Annotated in this window: 21 protein-coding genes; 13 read left to right on the top strand and 8 right to left on the bottom strand. The window is 60.4% G+C overall.

Translation table 11 applies throughout. The annotated features are described in order from the left end of the window. The first annotated feature begins 3 nt into the window (after positions 1–3). Positions 4–1080, top strand: coding sequence for a hypothetical protein (locus tag AKV04_RS05240; protein WP_054005403.1), 1077 nt, complete (start codon positions 4–6; stop codon positions 1078–1080). A 65-nt stretch (positions 1081–1145) separates the two neighbouring features. Here the strand turns inward: AKV04_RS05240 and AKV04_RS05245 are convergent, their stop codons facing one another. Continuing rightward, the gene (locus tag AKV04_RS05245) at positions 1146–1676 is read right to left on the bottom strand and encodes a TlpA family protein disulfide reductase (protein ID WP_054005583.1); all 531 of its coding nucleotides are present in this window, start codon (positions 1674–1676) and stop codon (positions 1146–1148) included. 18 nt (positions 1677–1694) lie between these two features. Here AKV04_RS05245 and argH point away from each other — a divergent pair, with 18 nt between their 5' ends. The 6 genes from argH (at position 1695) to AKV04_RS05265 (ending at position 7626) form a co-directional block, all read left to right on the top strand. Beyond that, a complete protein-coding gene (gene argH, locus AKV04_RS05250) occupies positions 1695–3095 on the top strand; it encodes an argininosuccinate lyase (protein ID WP_054005404.1) in 1401 nt (466 codons plus the stop codon). Between the two features lie 33 nt (positions 3096–3128). Then, the gene (locus tag AKV04_RS26055) at positions 3129–3278 is read left to right on the top strand and encodes a hypothetical protein (RefSeq protein ID WP_156317383.1); all 150 of its coding nucleotides are present in this window, start codon (positions 3129–3131) and stop codon (positions 3276–3278) included. Positions 3279–3287: 9 nt separating this feature from the next. Next, entirely contained in the window at positions 3288–3422 is a 135-nt protein-coding gene (locus tag AKV04_RS27500; protein WP_268871778.1) for a hypothetical protein, read from the top strand. 85 nt (positions 3423–3507) lie between these two features. Then, positions 3508–4773 carry a diaminopimelate decarboxylase gene (lysA, locus tag AKV04_RS05255; protein ID WP_054005405.1) on the top strand — a complete coding sequence of 422 codons (1266 nt, stop codon included), beginning with the start codon at positions 3508–3510 and terminating at the stop codon, positions 4771–4773. Between the two features lie 14 nt (positions 4774–4787). Continuing rightward, complete coding sequence (locus tag AKV04_RS05260; protein WP_054005406.1) at positions 4788–7235, top strand: DUF4175 domain-containing protein; 2448 nt, start codon at positions 4788–4790, stop codon at positions 7233–7235. A 184-nt stretch (positions 7236–7419) separates the two neighbouring features. Beyond that, the gene (locus tag AKV04_RS05265) at positions 7420–7626 is read left to right on the top strand and encodes a cold-shock protein (protein WP_054005407.1); all 207 of its coding nucleotides are present in this window, start codon (positions 7420–7422) and stop codon (positions 7624–7626) included. Between the two features lie 238 nt (positions 7627–7864). Here the strand turns inward: AKV04_RS05265 and AKV04_RS05270 are convergent, their stop codons facing one another. The 7 genes from AKV04_RS05270 to AKV04_RS05295 form a co-directional block, all read right to left on the bottom strand. Continuing rightward, positions 7865–8455, bottom strand: a complete 591-nt coding sequence (locus tag AKV04_RS05270) for an FMN-dependent NADH-azoreductase (protein WP_054005408.1) — start codon at positions 8453–8455, stop codon at positions 7865–7867. Positions 8456–8741: 286 nt separating this feature from the next. Continuing rightward, on the bottom strand, positions 8742–9824 hold the full coding sequence (locus AKV04_RS05275) for an alkene reductase (RefSeq protein ID WP_054005409.1): 1083 nt from the start codon (positions 9822–9824) through the stop codon (positions 8742–8744). Positions 9825–10050: 226 nt separating this feature from the next. Beyond that, positions 10051–11907, bottom strand: coding sequence for an excinuclease ABC subunit UvrC (gene uvrC / locus AKV04_RS05280; RefSeq protein ID WP_054005410.1), 1857 nt, complete (start codon positions 11905–11907; stop codon positions 10051–10053). Beyond that, on the bottom strand, positions 11904–12125 hold the full coding sequence (locus AKV04_RS26060; RefSeq protein WP_156317384.1) for a hypothetical protein: 222 nt from the start codon (positions 12123–12125) through the stop codon (positions 11904–11906). The genes uvrC and AKV04_RS26060 overlap by 4 nt, the downstream gene beginning before the upstream one ends. Before the next feature lie 92 nt (positions 12126–12217). Next, entirely contained in the window at positions 12218–12994 is a 777-nt protein-coding gene (locus AKV04_RS05285; RefSeq protein ID WP_054005411.1) for an SDR family oxidoreductase, read from the bottom strand. After that, positions 12991–13182: a hypothetical protein gene (locus tag AKV04_RS05290; protein WP_054005412.1), complete on the bottom strand. Its 192-nt coding sequence runs from the start codon at positions 13180–13182 to the stop codon at positions 12991–12993. Before AKV04_RS05290 ends, AKV04_RS05285 begins: the two co-directional genes overlap by 4 nt. Before the next feature lies 1 nt (position 13183). Beyond that, positions 13184–13972 carry a S49 family peptidase gene (locus AKV04_RS05295; protein WP_054005413.1) on the bottom strand — a complete coding sequence of 263 codons (789 nt, stop codon included), beginning with the start codon at positions 13970–13972 and terminating at the stop codon, positions 13184–13186. 130 nt (positions 13973–14102) lie between these two features. Between AKV04_RS05295 and AKV04_RS05300 the strand changes: the two genes are divergently transcribed. From AKV04_RS05300 to AKV04_RS05325, 6 genes are all read left to right on the top strand, one after another. Next, a complete protein-coding gene (locus tag AKV04_RS05300) occupies positions 14103–14993 on the top strand; it encodes a LysR family transcriptional regulator (RefSeq protein ID WP_054005584.1) in 891 nt (296 codons plus the stop codon). 95 nt (positions 14994–15088) lie between these two features. Then, positions 15089–15556 (top strand): formate dehydrogenase subunit gamma, encoded by a 468-nt coding sequence (locus AKV04_RS05305; RefSeq protein WP_054005414.1) that lies wholly within the window; start codon positions 15089–15091, stop codon positions 15554–15556. Beyond that, positions 15553–17079 carry a formate dehydrogenase beta subunit gene (locus tag AKV04_RS05310; protein WP_054005415.1) on the top strand — a complete coding sequence of 509 codons (1527 nt, stop codon included), beginning with the start codon at positions 15553–15555 and terminating at the stop codon, positions 17077–17079. The genes AKV04_RS05305 and AKV04_RS05310 overlap by 4 nt, the downstream gene beginning before the upstream one ends. Beyond that, a complete protein-coding gene (fdhF, locus tag AKV04_RS05315) occupies positions 17076–19967 on the top strand; it encodes a formate dehydrogenase subunit alpha (protein ID WP_054005416.1) in 2892 nt (963 codons plus the stop codon). Before AKV04_RS05310 ends, fdhF begins: the two co-directional genes overlap by 4 nt. Next, positions 19964–20773 carry a formate dehydrogenase accessory sulfurtransferase FdhD gene (gene fdhD / locus AKV04_RS05320; RefSeq protein ID WP_407638403.1) on the top strand — a complete coding sequence of 270 codons (810 nt, stop codon included), beginning with the start codon at positions 19964–19966 and terminating at the stop codon, positions 20771–20773. The genes fdhF and fdhD overlap by 4 nt, the downstream gene beginning before the upstream one ends. Further along, positions 20763–21011, top strand: a complete 249-nt coding sequence (locus AKV04_RS05325; RefSeq protein ID WP_054005418.1) for a formate dehydrogenase subunit delta — start codon at positions 20763–20765, stop codon at positions 21009–21011. Before fdhD ends, AKV04_RS05325 begins: the two co-directional genes overlap by 11 nt. Positions 21012–21096 lie beyond the last annotated feature (85 nt).

Raw genomic sequence — 21096 nt, forward strand, 5'->3', positions numbered from 1 at the left:
CTGATGTGGAGGGGGCTTACCCGACTGATTTTGTTACTGGTTCTGGCAGGTTCACTTGCCGGGACCAGCCTCACCGCCGCCCGCATCGCCTCTGATCCGCTGCTCGCCCCGTTTGTCGAGGCCAGCAAAGATCAGATCGCAGCCGCAACCGAACGGATGCTGATAACCGCTGCCACGCCCGAAACCCTCAGCGCCCATATCGCCAACCGCCTCGCCGAATCCCCGCGCAACTGGCTGGCCCTCGATGCATTGGTGGATCTCGCCTACGAGCGGAAAATCTCACTGCCCTCGGCCCTAAACGCCGCCGTGCAAACCGCGCGCGAGGATGATCACAGCTATTACGCCACCGTCACCTCCTGCGCCACCTGCGCCTATGATCCCGCGCAATGCTCCCTTAGCGAAGTGATGATCTGCCAAGCCCCCATCGCCTTGACGCCCATCGGTGACATCGCAGGCATCACCCGCGCCGGAGTGGCCTACGCCAGCGGCGACGAAGTAGACCAAATCGACCTCGCTCTTTCGGTCGTAGGATTAGGAGCCACCGCCGCCATCCTCGCCTCGGGCGGCTCCAGCGGAGTGGTAAAAGCAGGCGCAAGCCTCGCCAAACTCGCCCGAAAAATGGACCGCCTGTCGCCTCGGCTGATCGAAATGGCCATAGACGCCGCCCGCGCAGGCGTAAATTGGGCCGCCCTCCCCGCCGTGCGCAGTCTCGACGATCTCACCGCCGCGATCCGCACCGAAGCCTTCCTGCCGCTGACCAACACCCTCACCGACCTCAGCCGCCTGAACACCGCAACAGACGCCACCACCGCCTTGCACCTGCTGCCGATGGTTGACGATGCCAATGACGCCCGCCGCCTTGCCAATGCCGCCGAAGCCCTCGGCCCAAAACTCGTCGGCCGCGCCGAAGTCCTCGGCAAAGCCCGCCTGTTCCGCGCCACCCTAAGATTCTCCGAAACCGCTTGGGCCTTAGGCGCGGGCCTCGTCAGCCTGGTGCTCTCCACCGCCACCCTGATCAGCGGCGTGATCCAACACGCCCTGATCAAACGCCTGCGCCGCAGTATAAAACGCACCGCCTGACCCGACGCCCGGAATTCGCGCGAATTCCGTCCACGATTTTCGCGCGAAAATCGCCTCGCATCCCGTCACTCCGCCATCATCGCTTTCAACACCGCCTGAGCCTCAACTGAATCCCATTCCGCATCGCCAATCAACCGCGCCACTTCCTCGCCCGCAGGATTGACGATCAACGTCACGGGAAGCCCCATCACCCCCATCTGATGCGCCAGCCCAGATTTCGGATCGCGCAGAACCGGCAGCGAGGTCACCCCCGCCTCACCATAGAACTTCTCGATCATCGCCACATCATTGCGCCCGGTCGCCACAGGCACCACCGCAATCTCCGGCATCGCATCCGCCAACCGCTGCAACGCGGGCATTTCCTTGCGGCACGGCGCGCACCATGTTGCCCAGAAGTTCAGCACCATCCATTTGCCCTTGTATTGCGCCAGCGAAGTCTCAAGCCCCGCGCCATCCAGCAACACTGCCTCGGGCAAAGCCACAGGCGCGACCAGAGCCAGCTTTTTCATGTCACCCGTCAGAAGCCCCTCAACGCTGCCCGCATTTGCACCACAGGCAAAGGCCGTATACAGAGCCACCAACAGCATCTTGCGCATCATGTCGAAGGCCCTTCCATGACCAATTCCCCAAAAACCACCGCCAATCAGATGTGGGGCGGCCGCTTTGCCTCTGGCCCTGACGCGATCATGACCGCGATCAACGCCTCGATCGGCTTTGACCAACGGCTTTACGCGCAAGACATTGCCGGAAGCCGCGCCCATGCCGCCATGTTGGCTGCCACGGGCATTCTGACTTCTAGTGATGCCGAGGCCATCGGGGAAGGCCTGCTCACGGTGTTGTCAGAGATTGACGCCGGGAATTTCACCTTTTCCACCGCCCTTGAAGACATCCACATGAACGTGGAAAGCCGCCTGAAAGACCTGATCGGTGCCCCCGCTGGCCGCCTGCACACGGCCCGTTCGCGCAACGATCAAGTCGCCGTCGATTTCCGCCTTTGGGTGCGCGATCAATGCGATGCCGCGATCCAAGGCCTCAATGCCCTGATGCGCGCCTTCCTCGCCCAAGCCGAGGCTGGCACCGATTGGGTGATGCCCGGCTTCACCCATCTGCAAACCGCGCAGCCCGTGACTTGGGGCCACCATATGCTGGCCTATGTCGAAATGCTCGCCCGTGACAAATCCCGCTTTGAAGACGCCCGCCGTCGCATGAACGAATGCCCGCTCGGGGCCGCCGCCCTCGCCGGAACCTCCTTCCCCATCGACCGCCACATGACCGCCGCCGCCTTAGGTTTCGACCGCCCCACCGCCAACAGCCTCGACTCAGTCTCCGACCGCGACTTCGCGCTGGAATTCCTGTCCGCCTCCTCCATCTGCGCCATGCACCTAAGCCGCTTCGCCGAAGAACTGGTGATCTGGTCCTCGGCCCAATTCCGCTTTGTCAAACTCTCCGACAAATGGACCACCGGTTCCTCTATCATGCCGCAAAAGAAAAACCCCGACGCCGCCGAACTGCTGCGTGCCAAACTGGGCCGCATCCTGGGCGCAACCGTCGCGCTGTTCACCATCATGAAGGGTCTGGCGCTGACCTATTCCAAAGACATGCAGGAAGACAAAGAGCAAGTCTTCGACGCCGCCGACACCCTGATGCTGGCGCTGGCCGCGATGACAGGCATGGTTGGCGACATGACCGCCAACCGTGAGGTTCTGGCCACATCTGCCGCGAGTGGCTTCTCCACCGCCACCGATCTCGCCGATTGGCTGGTGCGCGCCCTGAACCTGCCGTTCCGTGACGCCCACCACGTCACCGGAACCCTCGTCGCCCTTGCGGAATCCAAAGCCTGCGACCTGCCCGACCTTTCCATCACTGAAATGAAATCCGTCCATGACGGCATCACCCAAGAGGTCTATTCCGTCCTAGGCGTCGAAAACTCCGTCCGCAGCCGGATGTCCTACGGCGGAACCTCGCCCACCCGCGTCGCCGAGCAAGTCGCCCGCTGGAAAACCCTGCTGGCCTAAGGCACCTTCCGGCCAGCAACCCCGAAAGCAAACATGCGCCTGCTGATCCTCGCCCTCCTGCTCACCGCCTGCACCGAGCCCCGTCTTGGCGCAGGCATAGGCATCGGCCCGCACGGCGCAACCATCCGCCCAGTGATTTCTGGCGCTATCCCCGGCGGCGGCCGCATCAGCTATTCGCCTTGAGGACAAGACATGAAACTCCTTCCCCTGATCGCCCTGCTTGTCCTCACCGCCTGCGGAGCCGATGGCCCTCCCACTGCCCCGGAAACCGGGATAACCATGTCCGGCGATGCCCGCGTTGGCATCTCATCGGGCGAAACCCCGTAATCACCGCAACACCCGACTGCGTCGAATTGCGCAAGCTTCGGCTTCTGCTATACCCCAAGCGACTGATTTCATAAGGGGCCGCCGAATGGACCATTTCCTATATCGTGACGGCATCCTTCATGCCGAAGATGTGGCCGTGGCCGATATTGCCGCCCAAGTCGGCACGCCGTTTTACGTCTATTCCAGCGCCACCCTGACCCGACATTACACCCTGTTCACCGAGGCGCTTTCCCCCCTGCCGCACCTCGTCTGCTTTGCGATCAAATCACTGTCGAATATTGCCGTCCTCAAACTGCTGGGCGACTTGGGCGCAGGTATGGATGTAGTCTCCGGCGGCGAATACCGCCGCGCCATCGCAGCCGGTGTGCCCGGCAGCCGCATCGTGTTCTCTGGCGTCGGCAAAACCCGCGAGGAAATGCGCCTCGCCTTAGAGAACGGCATCCGCCAGTTCAACGTCGAATCCGAACCCGAACTGCGCGCCCTCTCCGAAGTGGCCAGCGCGATGGGCACCACCGCCCCGATCACCATCCGCGTCAACCCGGATGTCGATGCCCGCACGCATGAGAAAATCGCCACCGGCAAGAAAGACAACAAATTCGGCATCCCGATCAGCCGCGCCTCTGAGGTCTATGCCGAGGCCGCGAAGCTTCCCGGCCTGCAGGTGATTGGCATCGACGTGCATATCGGCAGCCAGTTGACCGAGCTTGAACCCTTTGAACAAGCCTACAAAAAAGTCGCCGACCTGACCCTGCGCCTGCGCAGCGAAGGCCATGTCATCTCCCGCCTCGACCTTGGCGGCGGCTTGGGCATCCCCTATGAGCGGTCCAACACCGCCCCGCCGCTGCCGCAAGAATATGGCGCGTTGATCAAACGCACCGTTGGCCACTTGGGCTGTGAAATCGAAATCGAACCCGGTCGCCTGATTTCCGGCAACTCCGGCCTGCTGGTCTCAAAGGTCATCTATGTCAAGAACGGCGAGATCAGCGATTTCCTGATCGTCGATGCCGCGATGAACGACCTTGTGCGCCCCTCTATGTATGGCGCGCATCACGACATCATCCCCGTCACTGAAGCCAAAGCTGCCACCGAATCCCATAGCTATGACGTGGTCGGCCCGGTCTGCGAAACCGGCGATACCTTCGCCAAAGCCCGCCCGCTGGCACCACTGAAAGAAGATGACCTGATCGCCTTCCGCTCGGCAGGCGCTTATGGTGCGGTGATGGCGTCGGAATACAACACACGGCCTCTAATCCCCGAAGTGCTGGTGAAAGATGATCAATTCGCCGTCATTCGCGCCCGCCCCAGCTATGAAGACATCCTGAACCGCGATACCATTCCCTTGTGGCTTTGAAACTGTAGAGGCCGATGACCGAAAGCACCGAAGCGCAAGCATTAAAACGCATTGAAACCCCGCTGCGGATCACGCTCGCGGGGCTTTGGGCTGAACGCATCACCCGCGCCTTCTGGCCGTTCTGGACCATCGCCATCACCAGCCTCTCCGCTGCCGCTTTCGGCCTGCAAGACCTGCTACCGATTGAGGCCGCATGGTTCGGCATGGTCACAGCCACCCTCGGCCTGATCTGGGGCATTGCCCACGGCTTCCGCGCTTTCCGCCGCCCGACCCGCGTTGAGGCGCTGATCCGGCTGGACAGCAAACTCCCCGGCCAACCCATCGCAGCCCTGCGCGATACCCAAGCCATCGGCATCACGGATGAGGCCTCAAAAGCCGTCTGGGCCGCCCACCGCACCCGCATGGCCGCCCGCGCTTCCGGCGCGAAACCGGTGCAGCCCGACCTGCAACTGTCCTCCCGCGACCCCTTCGCTTTGCGCTACGTCGCCCTCACCGCCCTCGTGATGGCCCTGCTGTTCGGCTCGATCTGGCGCGTCACCTCCGTCGCAGATCTCACCCCCGGCGGCACCGCCAATGCAGCCGCTGGCCCAGCATGGGAAGGCTGGGCACAGCCGCCCAGCTATACCGGCAAACCCGCGCTCTACCTCAACGACCAAACCGCCGACGCTTTGACCCTGCCCACCGGCACTCGCCTGCAAATCCGCCTCTACGGCGAACCCGGTGCGCTGATCGTGTCGGAAACCGTCTCGGGCCGCACCGATGCCCCCCCCGCCAGCCAACCTACCCAAGATTTCACTGTCACCACCTCCGGCAAACTCGCCATCGAAGGCGCTGCGGGCCGCGCATGGAAAATCATCGCCACCCCCGACAAAGCCCCCAGCATCACCCCGGCGGCCGAGATCACCCGCGACGGCGAAGGCCGCTTCAAGCAAAAATTCGCAGCCAAAGACGACTACGGCGTCACCAAAGGCGAAGTCACAATCGCCCTAGACCTTGCCGCCGTCACCCGCACCTACGGGTTGAAAACCGACCCCGACTCCATCGCCCCCGTCACCCTCGACCTGCCGCTGCCGTTCAAGGGCAGCCGCGCCGACATTAAAACCACCCTCGTCGATGACCTCTCGGAATCCGTGCTCTCCAACCTGCCCGTCACCCTCACCTATGCCGTCACCGACGCCGCAGGCAACACCGGCACCGCTGATCCGCTGCACCTGATCCTGCCTGGCAAACGCTTCTTCGACCCGCTCGCCGATGCGCTGATCGAGATGCGCCGCGATATCCTGTGGTCGCGCAGCAACGCCCCGACCTCGCTGGAAATCCTGAAAGCCGTCTCCAACCAACCCGGCGATATCTTCCCCGATGACACCTCCTACAACCGCCTGAAAGCCTTGATCAAACGGCTGGATGCCGAAGCAAAAACCCTCACCCCGGAAGCACGGGATGAGATCGCCAAGGAACTCTGGGCGATTTCGCTGATGATCGAAGACGGCAAGCTGAACAACGCCAAAGACCGCATGATGCGCGCGCAAGAACGCCTCGCCGAAGCCATCCGCAAAGGGGCCTCGCCCGAGGAAATCCAAAAACTGATGGATGAGATGCGCGACGCTTTGGACGAATACATGGCCGAGGAAGCCAAGAAAAACCCCGCCGATCCCAATGACGAAACCTCGCCGCAGCAAAAGGGCCCGACGATCACCCAAGACCAGATCGACCAGATGCTCGATAAGCTGCAAAAGCTGATGGAAGAAGGCAAAACCGCCGAAGCCGCCGAGTTGATGAAGCAACTTCAAGACCTTATGAACAACATGAAGGTCCAGCAAGGCGATGGCACTGGCGGCAAAGGCAGCCCCGGCAAACAGGCGATGAAAGACCTCGGCAACACTTTGCGCGGCCAGCAAAGCCTGTCCGACGACAGCTTCCGCGATCTGCAAGATGGCCAAGAAGGCCCCGGCAAAGACGGCAAGACGCTGTCGCAACGCCAGCAAGAGCTGCGCGAAAAGCTGAAAGAGCTGCGCGAGGGCGGCAAACTTCCCGGTCAGGGCGGCGACAAGAACGCAGACGGCAAGCAAGCCCTGAACGACGCCGAACAGGCGATGAAAGACGCCGAAGACGCGCTGAAACAAGGCGATCTGCCCGGTGCGTTGGACAAACAAGCCGAAGCCATGGACAAAATGCGCGAAGGCCTGCGCGATTTCGGCGATGCCCTCGCCGATCAAGATCGCCAGCAAGGTGCCTCGCCCGACGGCACGCAAAAGACCGAAGACCCACAATCGGGTGGCCCGCGTGATCCCTTGGGCCGCGAAAACGGCCTGCACATCGGCTCGGACGGCAACTTGGCCGAGAACAAAGACATCTACAAACGCGCGCAGGAACTGCTCGACCAGATTCGCAAACGCTCCGCCGATCAATCCCGCACCGATCAGGAACGCAGCTACCTCAACCGCTTGCTTGATTTGTTCTAACCCGCCGACCAATCTGATTCTTTTTTCGCCCCCCTTGTTTTGCCAGCCAAAATGGCGCATGTAGGCAGGGCGAAACGCTATCTATCGAACATCTGTCTCCTCTCTAGGCCTCAGTTCTCGATTGCTACGACTGAGCCACGTCATCGCATTCCGCGGATGGCACACCAAAACTAGGAGACACACGATGGCTAACGGCACCGTGAAATGGTTCAACGCCACCAAAGGCTTCGGCTTTATCGCCCCGGCAAACGGCAACAAAGACGTGTTCGTGCACATTTCCGCAATGGAACGCGCTGGCATCCGTCAACTGAATGACGGCCAAGCAGTGACCTTCGACATCGAAGCTGGCCGTGATGGCCGCGAGTCGGCGATCAACCTCGCTCTGGCATAAGCCAACCGGGCGGTTCACACCGCCCATCGATATTTGAAACGGGGGGAGCGCAAGCTGCCCCCGTTTTGCTTTGCAAGCCATCCGCGCAACGCGCAGGCACTCCGCCCCAAAACAAAAGGCCCCACGAAACCGCAGGACCTTTCCTTCAAATTAGTCTAAAATTTGCTTTCATCTTGGCCCAAATATCCCACGGGAGGTCCGGAGGGTGTGAAACCCTCCGGGGCCAGCAAAGCAAACCTTAAGCGGCCAGTGCGTCCACTTCAGCTTCACCCTTGGCAATCGCTGCATCCACGCCGTAAGCCATCGCGTCCGCCGCTGCAAACTGCACGTCGGTGATGCCGAAGAAGCCCAGCATGTGACGCACGTAGCCCGAAGCGAAGTCAATCTCCGACCCAATCTTGGTGCCGTCCGAGGTATAGGCCACGATCGCGCGCTTGCCGGTCAACAGGCCAATCGGGCCGGTTTCGGTGTAGTTAAAGGTCTCGCCTTTGCGGGCCAGCTGATCAATCCACGACTTCAACTGCGACGGCACGCCAAAGTTATACACCGGAAGCGCGATGACCAGCAGGTCAGCGGCTTTGACTTCGGCCAGCAAAGCATCGGCATAAGCTGCAGTCACTTTCTGATCGTCATTGCGGGCGTCCGCCGGGGTGAACACAGCGCCCAGCCAGGCGCCGTCAATCGCGGGCACGCCAGCCGACAGGTCACGGGTCACAACAGTAGCGCCCGGATTGGCAGCCAGCACACGCTCCATGATCCGATCGGTCAGGCGGCGCGACACAGCACCAGCGGGTTTGATCGAGGATTCTACGCGCAGGATATTGGTCATTTTCAGGGTCCAGTTCAGGATGAGGAGGAATTCTATGCGCCTTAGATGCGCCTTTTCCTATCTCTGCGCAATTAGAGGAATCGCACCTAAGTTGCGCATTTACGCACACAACTAAGGGACACACCCGCACTGACACCTTCCCCGCTTCCCACCCCCATTCGTTAAAACTTCCTGAACACTGCCTTCTAAGTCGTTGATCTTAAAGTATCTCAAATTGGTCCCGAGTCGGGACCAAAGAAAAAGGGCCGCGCAACCTGCGCGGCCCCCTCCAAACTAAAAGCCAAAATCACCCCAAAGCCGGATAATCCGTATAGCCCTTCTCACCCGGCGTGTAGAACGTCGCAAAGTCCGGCGCGTTCAACTCCGCCCCCGCTTTCATCCGTGCCACCAGATCCGGGTTGGCAAGGTATGCCCGGCCAAAGCCAACCAGATCCGCAGCACCCGCATCCACAGCCGCCTGCCCCGAAGCCGCATCCAAGCTGCCACCGACAATAAACGTCCGAGGCCAAGCCGCGCGCAACTTGGCGCGGAACTCTGCCGGAATCGCCGGATTGCCCATCGCCGCATGATCGACCAGATGCACATAGACCAGCCCGATCTTAGCCAAGCTCGCCATCAGCGCCAGATACGTCTCATCCACCTCCGGATAAGCCGCCATCCCCGACGCCATGCCATAGGGCGAGATGCGGATACCGACCTTATCGCCGCCAATCGCCGCCACAACCTCCTGCGCAACCTCGGTCACAAAGCGCAACCGCTTCGCCACCGAGCCACCCCAGGCATCGGTGCGCTTGTTGGTGTCGGGCGACAGGAATTGCTCCAGCAAATAGCCGTTGGCCCCGTGCAGCTCGACCCCGTCAAACCCCGCCGCAATCGCGTTCTTAGCCGCCGTCACGAACTCCGCTTTGGCTTGCTGAATATCAGCCTCGGTCATTTCCTGCGGCGCCGGATAGTCCTGCATGCCCTCGGCGTCGGTATACATCTGACCCGCCAAGGCCAGCGCAGAAGGGGCCACGATCTTCGCGCCTGCAGGCATGTTCCCCGGATGGCTGACCCGCCCGGTGTGCATGATCTGCGCGAAAATCACCGCGCCTTTGGCATGTGCCGCCGCGGTGACAGGCTTCCAGGCCGCCACCTGCGCGTTGCTCCACAGCCCCGGCGTGCGGGCATAGCCGCGACCGTTCGGGCTGGGGGCCGTGCCTTCAGTGACGATCAGACCAGCCGCGCCACGTTGGCCATAATAGTCCGCCATGATCGGCGTTGGCACCGCATCAACGTCAGCACGGCACCGGGTCATCGGGTTCATCACAATCCGGTTTTGCAGCTTATGCGGCCCCATCGAGGTCGGGTCAAAAATCGAAGCAGTCATTGTTTCGCGTCCTTTGACAGAAATCTGAACCCGGAAGTTTAGCCACTTTCCCAGCAGAGACCACGCCTGTTTCCGCCCTCCCCCCTGTGCGGAAATGCAGGCCTGCGCGCCCTTGAAACTGTGGCAGCAAAGCAGGTCAAGCGGCGGACTATCTTAACAACTCGTAAATGATCCCCCGCTAAATCATTGATAAATATAAGACCGCACAGATGTCCACGCGTGGACACTACCCCCTGGCACTGAAAAAATCGCTGATCGCCTTCGCCATCGCCTCCGATACCCCCGGCACCGCCATCAGATCGGAAATCCCCGCCCGAGCCACCGCCTTGGCCGAGCCAAAATGCGCCAGAAGCGCCCGTTTGCGAACCGCGCCCACCCCCGGAATATCATCCAGTGGCGTGATCGAAACCTGTTTCGCCCGCTTCGCCCGATGCGCCCCATTCGCCCAGCGATGCGCCTCATCCCGCAGCCTTTGGATAAAATACAGCACCGGATCATTACGCTGCAACGCCTTCACCGGCATCCCCGTGCGGTAAAACTCCTCTTTGCCGGCGTCGCGATCAATTCCCTTCGCAACCCCCACCATCGCGATATCATCGACCCCCAGTTCCGCCAGAATCCCCGCCACGGCTGAGACCTGCCCCGCCCCGCCATCAATCAGCAGCAAGTCCGGCCAAGACCCCGAACTGCGGTCAGGATCCTCCTTCAACAACCGTTCAAACCGCCGCGTCATCACCTCGCGCATCATGCCGAAATCGTCCGAATTCTTCCCCGCCGCCGACTTGATGTTAAACTTGCGATACTGCGATTTCAGGAAGCCATCAGCCCCCGCGACGATCATGCCGCCGACAGCATCCGAGCCCTGAATATGGGCGTTATCGTAGACCTCAATCCGGGTTGGCGGCGCATCAAGATCAAATGCCTCGGCCAGCCCCGCCAGTAGCTTATTCTGGGTCGAGCTTTCCGACATCTTCCGCGCCAGACTCTCGCGCGCGTTCCTGACTGCGTTTTCGACCAGTTCCGCCTTCTCCCCCCGCTGTGGCACGGCAAGCTCGACCTTCCTACCTGCCCGCTCGGCCAGCAGATTGCTGACCAAGTCTTCGTTCTCCACCGGATGCGACAGCAAGATCAGCCGGGGCGGCTCTTTGTCGTCATAGAACTGCGCGACGAAGGCCTCCAGAATCTCGGCCTCCTCCGCCCCCGCCCCGGTGCGCGGGTAGAAATCGCGGTTGCCCCAGCTTTGATTGGCGCGGATGAAGAACACCTGCACGCAAGCTTGCCCGCCCTCCAGATGCAGCGCGATCACATCGGCCTCAGCCACCCCCGCCGGGTTGATCCCCTGCGATTGCTGCACTTGGGTCAGCGCCTTGATCCGGTCGCGCAAAGCCGCTGCGCGCTCAAACTCCATCGCTTCCGAGGCAATGTTCATCTCGGCGGCGAGATTGCTTTGCACGGTGGTGGTCTTGCCCTGCAAAAACCGCTCGGCATCGGCCACCAAGGTCGCATATCCCGGCCCGTCAATCCGCCCGGTGCAGGGGGCAGAGCAGCGTTTGATCTGATATTGCAGGCAAGGCCGGGTGCGGCTGTCAAACATCGAATCCGAGCAGTTGCGCAGCAGGAACACCTTTTGCAGCTGATTGAGAGTGCGGTTCACGGCCCCTGCCGAAGCAAATGGCCCGAAATAGCTGCCCTTTTCGCTACGCTTGCCGCGATGCTTTTTCAACTGCGGGAAGGGGTGCTCGGTGCTGATCAGGATGTTCGGGAAGGATTTATCGTCGCGCAGCAGCACGTTGTAACGCGGCTTCAACTGTTTGATCAGGTTCTGCTCTAGCAGCAGCGCCTCGGTTTCCGTCCGCGTGGTCAGGAACATCATCGAGACGGTCTCGGAAATCATCCGCGCGATGCGGCCCGAATGACCCGAGGGGCGGGCATAATTCGACACCCGCGCCCGCAGATTGCGGGCTTTGCCGACGTAAAGCACTTCCGAGGCCGCGTTCAACATGCGGTAAACGCCGGGGCTGCCATCCAGCGTTTTCAGGTAATCCTGAATCAGATCGTGCCCGGTTAGACTGACTTCACTCATGCAGAAACATCGCCCTCGGATTCGTTGATTCTTAACGCTGCCTGCAATGATAGGCAGGCTGGGACAAGAGGAAAGCTATCCCCGCTTTCTGTGGATAACATTGCGGAGAAGATTTCAGAACCGCCAAATTTCCCTTGTTTTTGGCCCCATTCGCTGTATTGCCTATTTTTTAGGCGAAATAATAAAGCATTGATAACAATGGAAAGATTTCTGACCATCTGGCAAATCCCTGATAAGTCAGGACTTTTTGTAACGCATCTGTGAAGCAAATACAAAAAGTGGACAACTTTCACGGGAGGCCAAATTTTGCCTAGTCGAAATCCATCACGTCGGGGGTTTTCCAACCCAGATGCTGGCCGCCATCGACGGAGATCATTTGCCCTGTCACGGCGGGGGAATCGAGAAAAAACCCTAGCGCTGCGGTGATGTCGGCAGGATTTGCACCGCGTTTCAGGATCGTGGCGCTGCGTTGCGTCACAAAGCTTTCGGCGCTTTGACGGCTGCCTTGCAAGGTCGGCCCCGGCCCGATGCCGTTCACCCGAACCCTCGGGGCAAGACCCTGCGCCGTGGTACGCGTCAGCGCCCAGAGGCCCATTTTCGCCAAAGTGTAGGACAGAAATTCGGGCGTCAGTTTATGCACACGTTGGTCGATCATGTTCAGCACCATGCCGCTGGCCACAGGTTCACCATGATCGTCGAGTTTCGGCGTGGGAACTTGGGCGGCAAACGCCTGTATCAGCACGAAGGGCGCGCGCAGGTTGCTTTCCATATGGCGATCCCAGCTTTTGCGGGTAACCGTGGCAACCGTGTCATATTCAAAGATCGAGGCGTTGTTGATCAGCACCGTCAATGGCCCGCCAAGCCCCTGCACCGCCATCGGCACCAGCTTTTCGACTTGAGTTTCAATCAGCAGATCGGCGCGCAGGGCGACGGCTTTGCGGCCCAAAGCGGTGATTTCTTTCACCACCGCCTCGGCCTCTTTGCGGGAACTGGCGTAATGCACCGCCACATCATAGCCACGCTTGGCCAGATACAGCGCCATCTCGCGGCCCAGCCGCTTGCCCGCCCCCGTCACCAATGCCCTCATCGTCCACCCTTTTTGCAATCGCACCCCTTGGAGCCAATCACATAGCGCCCGCAGCGTTTGCAGGTAGCCGGATTGGCCAATCCAAGGCGTTTTTTCACCGAACCGCCGATGCGACCGGGGAATAATGCGTTGCCGACCATGCCTATGGCCAGCATCACCAGCAGAAAAACGAGGACGGCTTTGATCATGTTACAACCCGTAGCGCGCCCAAAGCGCGCGATCTTCAACTGAGGCCAGCGCATCTTCGGCCATGTTCAGGCCAAAGCGGCTCAGCAAGCCCCGCTTTGGCCCCAATGGCACCAGCTTTACCTTATCGCAATAAAGCGATTTCAGCTTGGGGACCAGATGCGCCACGCCATCGGCCAGGCCCAGATCAACCGAACGTTGGCCTACCCAAATATCGGCGTTGAACAGATCGGCATCGGCAAGGCGATTGCCGCGCCGCGCTTTGACATGGGCGATGAAGGCCTCATGGATCGGGGCTTGCAGGGCTTTCAGGCGTTCAATGTCTTCCGGCTTTTGCGGCAGGAACGGGTCGGCGAGGCTTTTCTGCTTGCCCATGGCGACGATGCGGCGTTCAACCCCCTGCTTCGCCATCAGTTCGGGGAAACCAAAGCTCGCGAAGATCACGCCGATGGAGCCGACGATAGAGGACGGATCGACCCAGATCTGATCCGCCGCACAGGCCAGCCAGTAGCCGCCGCTTGCGGCGACATCCTCGACAAAGGCATGAACGGGCACGGATTTCTCCTCTGCCAATCGCCGCACCCGCGCCGCAATCAGGCTGGATTGTACTGGAGATCCGCCCGGAGAATTCACCACCAGCGCCACTGCTGCGGGCTTCATCCGAAACGCCTTTTCGATGATCGTCGCCAGCCCCGCGTCGTTCAACGCATTGCGACCAGAGCCAATCGTGCCCGCTAGCCGGATCACCGGCACCACGGGGGATTTTTTCACAAAGGGGATAAATTTCATCATGCCGCAAAGCTAAGGCTTCGCACCCGCAAGCACAACTCTTGCAACTTCATCTTGGCCCAAATACTCCCCCCGGGGGGGGGCCGCTTCACATCCCTTGCGCATCAAACCATTCCCCGTCACCCTGCACCGCATGATCGACAAGTTGGAAATGTTCATTGCCCTCGCCAACGAGCGCCATTTTGGCCGCGCGGCGGAAGTGTGCCGGGTGACGCAACCCAGCCTGTCGTCAGCCATCCGCCAGCTTGAGGATCAGTTGGGCGTGCAACTGGTGTTCCGCGGCTCTCGCTTTCAGGGGCTGACGCCGGAAGGCCAGCGCGTGCTGGATTGGGCGCGGCGGATTGTCGGCGATATGCGGGCGCTGAAGGATGAAATGCGCTCGGTGCATTCCGGTCTTTCGGGCAATCTGCGCATCGGCGTCATCCCCACGGCCCTGCCGATGGTGGCCGATCTGACCGCGCCGTTCACTGCGCGCCATCCGAACATGCGCGTCACCTTGCTGTCACGGACTTCGGTGGAAATTCTGGCGGGTATTGAAAGCTTGGAGCTGGACGCAGGCCTGACCTATCTCGACAACGAACCGTTGGGGCGGGTGGCGCAGACGCCACTTTACACCGAGTTCTACCGCTATCTCTGCGCACCAAACTCTCCGCTGGCGGATCGGGCGCAGGTGACGTGGAGCGAACTCGTGCATGAACCTTTGTGTCTTTTGACTGCGGATATGCAGAACCGCCGTATCGTCAATCAGCATCTGGCCGAGGTCGGCGTGCGGGTAGCGCCGACGGTGGAGTCGAACTCCAGCATCGCCTTGGTGGCGCATGTGAAGTCGGGGCTGTGGGCCTCGGTGGTGCCGATGAAACTGGCGGATATGTTCTCGGGGCAGGGCCTACGGGCGATTCCCATCGTTGAACCAGAGGCCGAGCATCTGGTCGGCCTGATCACCGCCAAGCGTGATCCGCAAACCCCTGTTCTGCAAGCGCTTATGGATGAGGCCGCCAAGCTGGCGATCCGGCTGCGCCGTTAGGCTTGATAGCCTTAGGCTATTGAACAACGGTATATCAATATTGATTTCCATATCAATCGGCGTATGACGTAGCAAAGCTACCAAAGGGCCGCCACATGCTTGATTCCGTCGACATCACCTCCCGGCTTGAGGAAATTCTCAGCGCCCATAAAGGCATGGAGGGATCTCTGCTGCCGATTCTGCACGCCATTCAGGCCGAGTTTGGCTATGTGCCGCAGGTGGCTTTGCCGATCATCGCGCAAGACCTGAACCTGTCGAAGGCCGAAGTGCATGGCGTGATGAGCTTTTACCACGATTTCCGCGAACATCCGGCGGGCGATCATGTGCTGAAACTGTGCCGCGCGGAATCTTGTCAGTCGATGGGTGCAGATCGGGTGGCTGCTCATGCACAAAAGTCGTTGGGGATTGAGTGGCACGAAACCACCAAGGACGGCCGCGTCACACTGGAGCCGATTTTCTGCCTTGGCCTTTGCGCTTGTGGCCCCGCCGCGATGATCAACGGCAAACTGGTGGGCCGGATCGATGAAGCCCGAATTGATGCGATCATCGGGGGTTTGAAATGAAGATTTACCTGCCGCTGGACAGTGCAGCCGTCGCCCTTGGCGCTGACGAGCTCGCCGAGTCGCTAATGTTTCAAGCCCAAGCGCGTGGGATCACCCTGACGCTGGTGCGCAATGGGTCACGCGGGATGGTCTGGCTGGAGCCAATGGCCGAGGTTGTGACCGATGCAGGCCGGATGGCGTTTGGCCCGCTGACGCTGGCTGATGTGCCTGCTTTGTTCGATGATCTGGCAGCGCATCCAAAGGCCTTGGGCTTGACCGACGATCTGCCTTGGATGAAGGCGCAAACTCGCCTGACCTTTGCCCGCGTTGGCGTGATCGACCCGCTGTCGCTGGACGACTACAAAACGCACGGTGGTCTGGCTGGCCTGACTTTGGCGCTTGCCATGGACAAGGCGGCTATCGTTGCCGAAGTCACGAATTCGGGCCTGCGTGGTCGCGGTGGCGCGGGCTTTCCGACGGGGATCAAGTGGAAGACTGTGTCCGAGGCTGCGGCAGATCGCAAATACATCGTCTGCAATGCTGATGAGGGCGACAGCGCCACCTTCGCCGACCGCATGTTAATGGAGGGCGACCCCTTCACGCTGATCGAAGGCATGATCATTGCTGGCCTCGCAACCGGGGCCACCAAGGGATTTGTGTATATCCGTTCAGAATACCCGATTGCGATTGATGTGATGCAAAAGGCGGTGAAAATCGCGGCGGATGCGGGGGTGCTTGGCACGTCGGTTTTGGGGTCATCCCACACCTTCAACATAGAAATCCGCGTCGGTGCCGGTGCCTATGTCTGCGGTGAGGAAACCTCCCTGCTGAACAGCCTTGAAGGCAAGCGTGGCGTCGTTCGCGCCAAGCCGCCGCTGCCCGCTTTGCAGGGCTTCATGGCGAAGCCGACGGTGGTGAACAACGTGATTTCGCTGGCCTCGGTGCCCGTGATTTTCGAAAAAGGCGCCGAGTTCTACAAGAACTTCGGCCTTGGTCGCTCGCGCGGCACCATCCCGTTGCAGATCGCCGGAAACGTCAAGCACGGCGGGCTGTATGAGATCGCTTTCGGCCTGACCTTGGGTGAAATCGTTGACAAAATTGCGGGCGGCAGCGCCTCCGGTCGCCCGGTGAAAGCGGTGCAGGTTGGTGGCCCCTTGGGTGCCTATTTCCCCCGTGCTTTGTTTGATACGCCGTTTGGCTACGAGGAATTCGCAGGCAAGGATGGCTTGATCGGCCATGCGGGCCTGACGGTGTTTGATGATAGCGCCGACATGCTGAAACAAGCCCGTTTCGCGATGGAATTCTGCGCCATCGAGTCCTGTGGTAAATGCACCCCCTGCCGGATCGGCGCTGTGCGCGGTGTTGAAACCGTTGACCGGATTGCCAAGGGTGATGCCTCGGCGATCCCTCTGCTGACCGATCTGTGCAACACCATGAAGGCCGGTTCACTTTGCGCCTTGGGCGGCTTTACGCCCTACCCGGTGATGTCCGCCCTGACCCATTTCCCCGATGATTTCGCCCCTATGAAGGAAGCCGCTGAATGAAAGACTTCATCATCCCGGATCGCGATTTCGGCACCCCTGCCGCCAAAAGCAAACAAATGGTCACATTGACCATCGACGGCTTTGACATCACCGTGCCGGAAGGCACCAGCATCATGCGCGCCGCCGCAGAAATCGGCATTTCGGTGCCAAAACTCTGCGCGACGGACAGCATCGACGCTTTCGGATCGTGCCGTTTGTGCCTCGTGGAAATCGAGGGCCGCAACGGCACTCCGGCGTCCTGCACCACCCCGGTTGCGCCCGGCATCAAGGTTCACACCCAGAACGCAAAACTGAAGCAACTCCGCCGTGGCGTGATGGAGCTTTACATCTCGGATCACCCGCTGGACTGTTTGACCTGCTCGGCCAATGGCGATTGCGAGTTGCAGGATATGGCCGGTGCAGTAGGCCTGCGCGACGTGCGGTATGAGGCGATTGATACCCATTTCAAGGTGAAAGACACCTCGGGCATTGCCAATCCGAACTACATCCCGCGCGACGATTCCAACCCGTATTTCAGCTACGACCCGCAGAAATGTATCGTCTGCTCGCGCTGCGTGCGCGCTTGCGAGGAAGTGCAGGGCACGTTCGCGCTGACCATCGAGGGCCGGGGCTTTGATAGCCGCGTGTCTTTCGGCGCGAAAACTGACACCGCTCTGTCGTCCGATTGCGTGTCTTGCGGCGCTTGCGTTCAGGCTTGCCCGACCGCGACCTTGCAAGAAAAGTCGATCATTGAGATCGGCACGCCAGAGCGTTCGGTGATTACCACCTGTGCCTATTGCGGCGTCGGTTGCAGCTTCAAGGCTGAGATGCGCGGCGATGAATTGGTCCGCATGGTGCCCTACAAGCACGGTAAGGCGAACCGCGGCCATTCCTGCGTCAAGGGCCGTTTCGCCTACGGCTATGCCAGCCACAAAGACCGCATTCTGAACCCGATGATCCGCGACAGTATCAACGACCCGTGGCAGGAAGTGTCGTGGGATGAAGCGATGGACTTCACCGCCAAGCGGATGAAGGGCATTATTGAGAAACACGGCCGTCATTCCGTAGGGGTGATCACCTCGTCGCGCTGCACCAATGAAGAAGCGTATCTGGTGCAAAAACTGACCCGCGCCGTGTTTATGAACAATAATACGGATACCTGCGCCCGCGTCTGCCACTCACCCACCGGCTACGGTTTGGGTCAAACCCTTGGCACCTCGGCAGGGACGCAAGACTTTGACTCGGTTGAAGAAACCGACGTTGTGATGATCATTGGTGCCAATCCTGCCGCTGCCCACCCGGTCTTTGCCAGCCGTTTGAAAAAACGTCTGCGTCAAGGGGCAAAGCTGATTGTCGTCGATCCGCGCCGCACCGAGATGGTCGAAAGCCCGCATGTCAAAGCCGAGCATCACCTCGCGCTGACCCCCGGCACCAACGTCGCCATTGTCACCGCTTTGGCGCATGTCATCGTGACCGAAGGGCTGTTCGATGCCCAATTCATCCAAGATCGCTGCGATTGGGATGAGTTCCAAGATTACGCCGAATTCGTCAGCCAGTCGCAAAATTCGCCCGAATCCGTGGCCCTGCTGACGGGCGTTCCTGCTGCGGAAGTGCGTGCTGCGGCGCGGCTTTATGCCAAGGGCGGCAATGGCTCGATCTACTACGGCCTCGGCGTGACTGAGCACAGCCAAGGTTCGACCACGGTGATCGGCATTGCCAACCTTGCGATGATGACCGGCAACATTGGCCGCCCCGGCGTGGGTGTGAACCCGTTGCGTGGTCAGAACAACGTGCAAGGTTCGTGCGACATGGGGTCGTTCCCGCATGAATTGCCGGGCTATCGCCATGTCAAAGGCGAAGGCGTGCGCGACATTTTTGAGAAGGCTTGGGGCGTCAAGATTGACGATGAGCCCGGCCTGCGCATCCCGAACATGCTGGACGCGGCGGTTGAGGGCACCTTCAAGGGTCTGTATTGCCAAGGCGAAGACATCCTGCAATCCGACCCCGACACCAAACACGTCGCCGCCGGTCTTGCCGCGATGGATTGCGTGATCGTGCATGACCTGTTCCTGAACGAAACCGCCAACTACGCGCATGTGTTCCTGCCCGGCTCGACCTTCCTGGAAAAAGACGGCACCTTCACCAATGCCGAACGCCGCATCAACATGGTGCGCAAGGTGATGGCACCGCGCAATGGCTATGGTGATTGGGAGATCACCCAAATGCTGGCCAATGCGATGCTGAAAGACACCGGCGGCGCCAAGTGGACCTATACGCACCCGACGCAAATCATGGATGAAATCGCCATGACCACCCCGTCTTTTGCGGGTGTGAGCTATGAGAAGATCGAAACCATGGGCTCGATCCAGTGGCCCTGCAACGACAAGGCTCCGGAAGGCACGCCTTTGATGCATGTCGATGGCTTCGTGCGCGGCAAGGGCAAGTTCATCAACACCGAATATGTGGCAACGGATGAGAAAACCGGCCCGCGCTTCCCGCTGTTGCTGACGACCGGGCGCATCTTGTCGCAGTATAACGTCGGCGCGCAGACCCGCCGCACGGGCAATGTGGCCTGGCATTCCGAAGATTTGCTGGAGATTCACCCGCATGACGCCGAAGTGCGTGGCGTAAAAGAGGGTGATTTCGTGCGTCTTGCCAGCCGCTCGGGCGATACTACCCTGCGCGCGACGATCACTGATAAGGTCAATCCGGGTGTGGTCTATACCACCTTCCACCATCCGGACACGCAGGCCAACGTGATCACCACCGACTTCTCGGATTGGGCCACCAACTGTCCGGAATACAAGGTGACCGCTGTGCAAGTCTCGCCCAGCAACGGCCCGTCGGAATGGCAAGAAGAATACAACGCCCAAGCCGCGATGTCGCGCCGCATCGCAGCGGCAGAGTGATGCAAACCCACCGCCCCTTGCCGCGCCTGACCTTCGGGTTGGGCGCGATCAACGGGTCGGCATCGGCCCGAGAACTGCCCGAGGAAGTCGCGGTGGCCTTGTCGTTCAACGGCTCCACCCAAGCCGTAATGATGGCCTCGCCTGCTGATCTGGAAGATTTTGCCTATGGCTTTGCGATGACCGAAGGTATCGCCAAACCTGAAGAAATTCAAAGTGTTGAAGTGGTTGAGACGCCACTCGGCTTAGATGTGCAAATCTGGTTGGAACCGCAAGCCGAAGCCCGCCTGACCAAACGCCGTCGCACCATGGCAGGCCCGGTTGGCTGCGGGCTCTGCGGCATCGACAGTCTGGAAGAAGCCACGCGGGTGATGCAGCCCGTCTCCGTCTCAAATTTCCGCATGACCCCGTCCGAAATCATGGCCGCCGTCGCTTCCCTGCCCGCCGCCCAACCGCTGCACGATCTAACCCGCGCGGTCCACGCGGCTGGTTACTATAGCGGCAAACTGCTCGCCGCCCGCGAGGATGTTGGCCGCCACAACGCGCTGGATAAACTCTGCGGCCATCTGATCCGCACCGCGCATCCAACCGGAGCCGTCGTGCTGACCAGCCGAGTTTCCATCGACATGGTGCAAAAAGTTGCCACCCTCGGCACGCCAATCCTCATCGCCGTGTCCGCTCCGACCGCCCATGCCGTCCACCTTGCTGACCTCGCTGGCATTACCCTGATCGCCCTCGCCCGCCCGGATCGGTTTGAGGCCTATACCCACACCGACCGCATTTCGCAGGAGACCGCTCATGTCGCTTAACGACACCCACGCAGGCCCACACGCCAAGCTGATCTATATGGCGAACCAGATCGCCAAGTTCATGGAATCGAAACCGCATGACGAAGGGCTGACCCTACTGGCCTCGCATATCAATGACTTCTGGGAACCCCGGATGCGCCGTCATCTGTTTGAAGTGCTGGATGCAGGCGGCGCGGGCCTGCGGCCGCTGGTACTAGAGGCGTCCGCTGCGATCAAGCGCCCCGTTGTCGCTGCTTAACTCCACGGCAAGAGAAAAAGCTACTTCTGGATCAAGGCATTACAGCATCAAACGAGTGCTTGAGCCGCTACGGTCTTTATCCTAG

Origin of the sequence: Cypionkella psychrotolerans (assembly GCF_001294535.1) — a bacterium.
In the GTDB taxonomy this organism is placed as follows: domain Bacteria; phylum Pseudomonadota; class Alphaproteobacteria; order Rhodobacterales; family Rhodobacteraceae; genus Cypionkella; species Cypionkella psychrotolerans.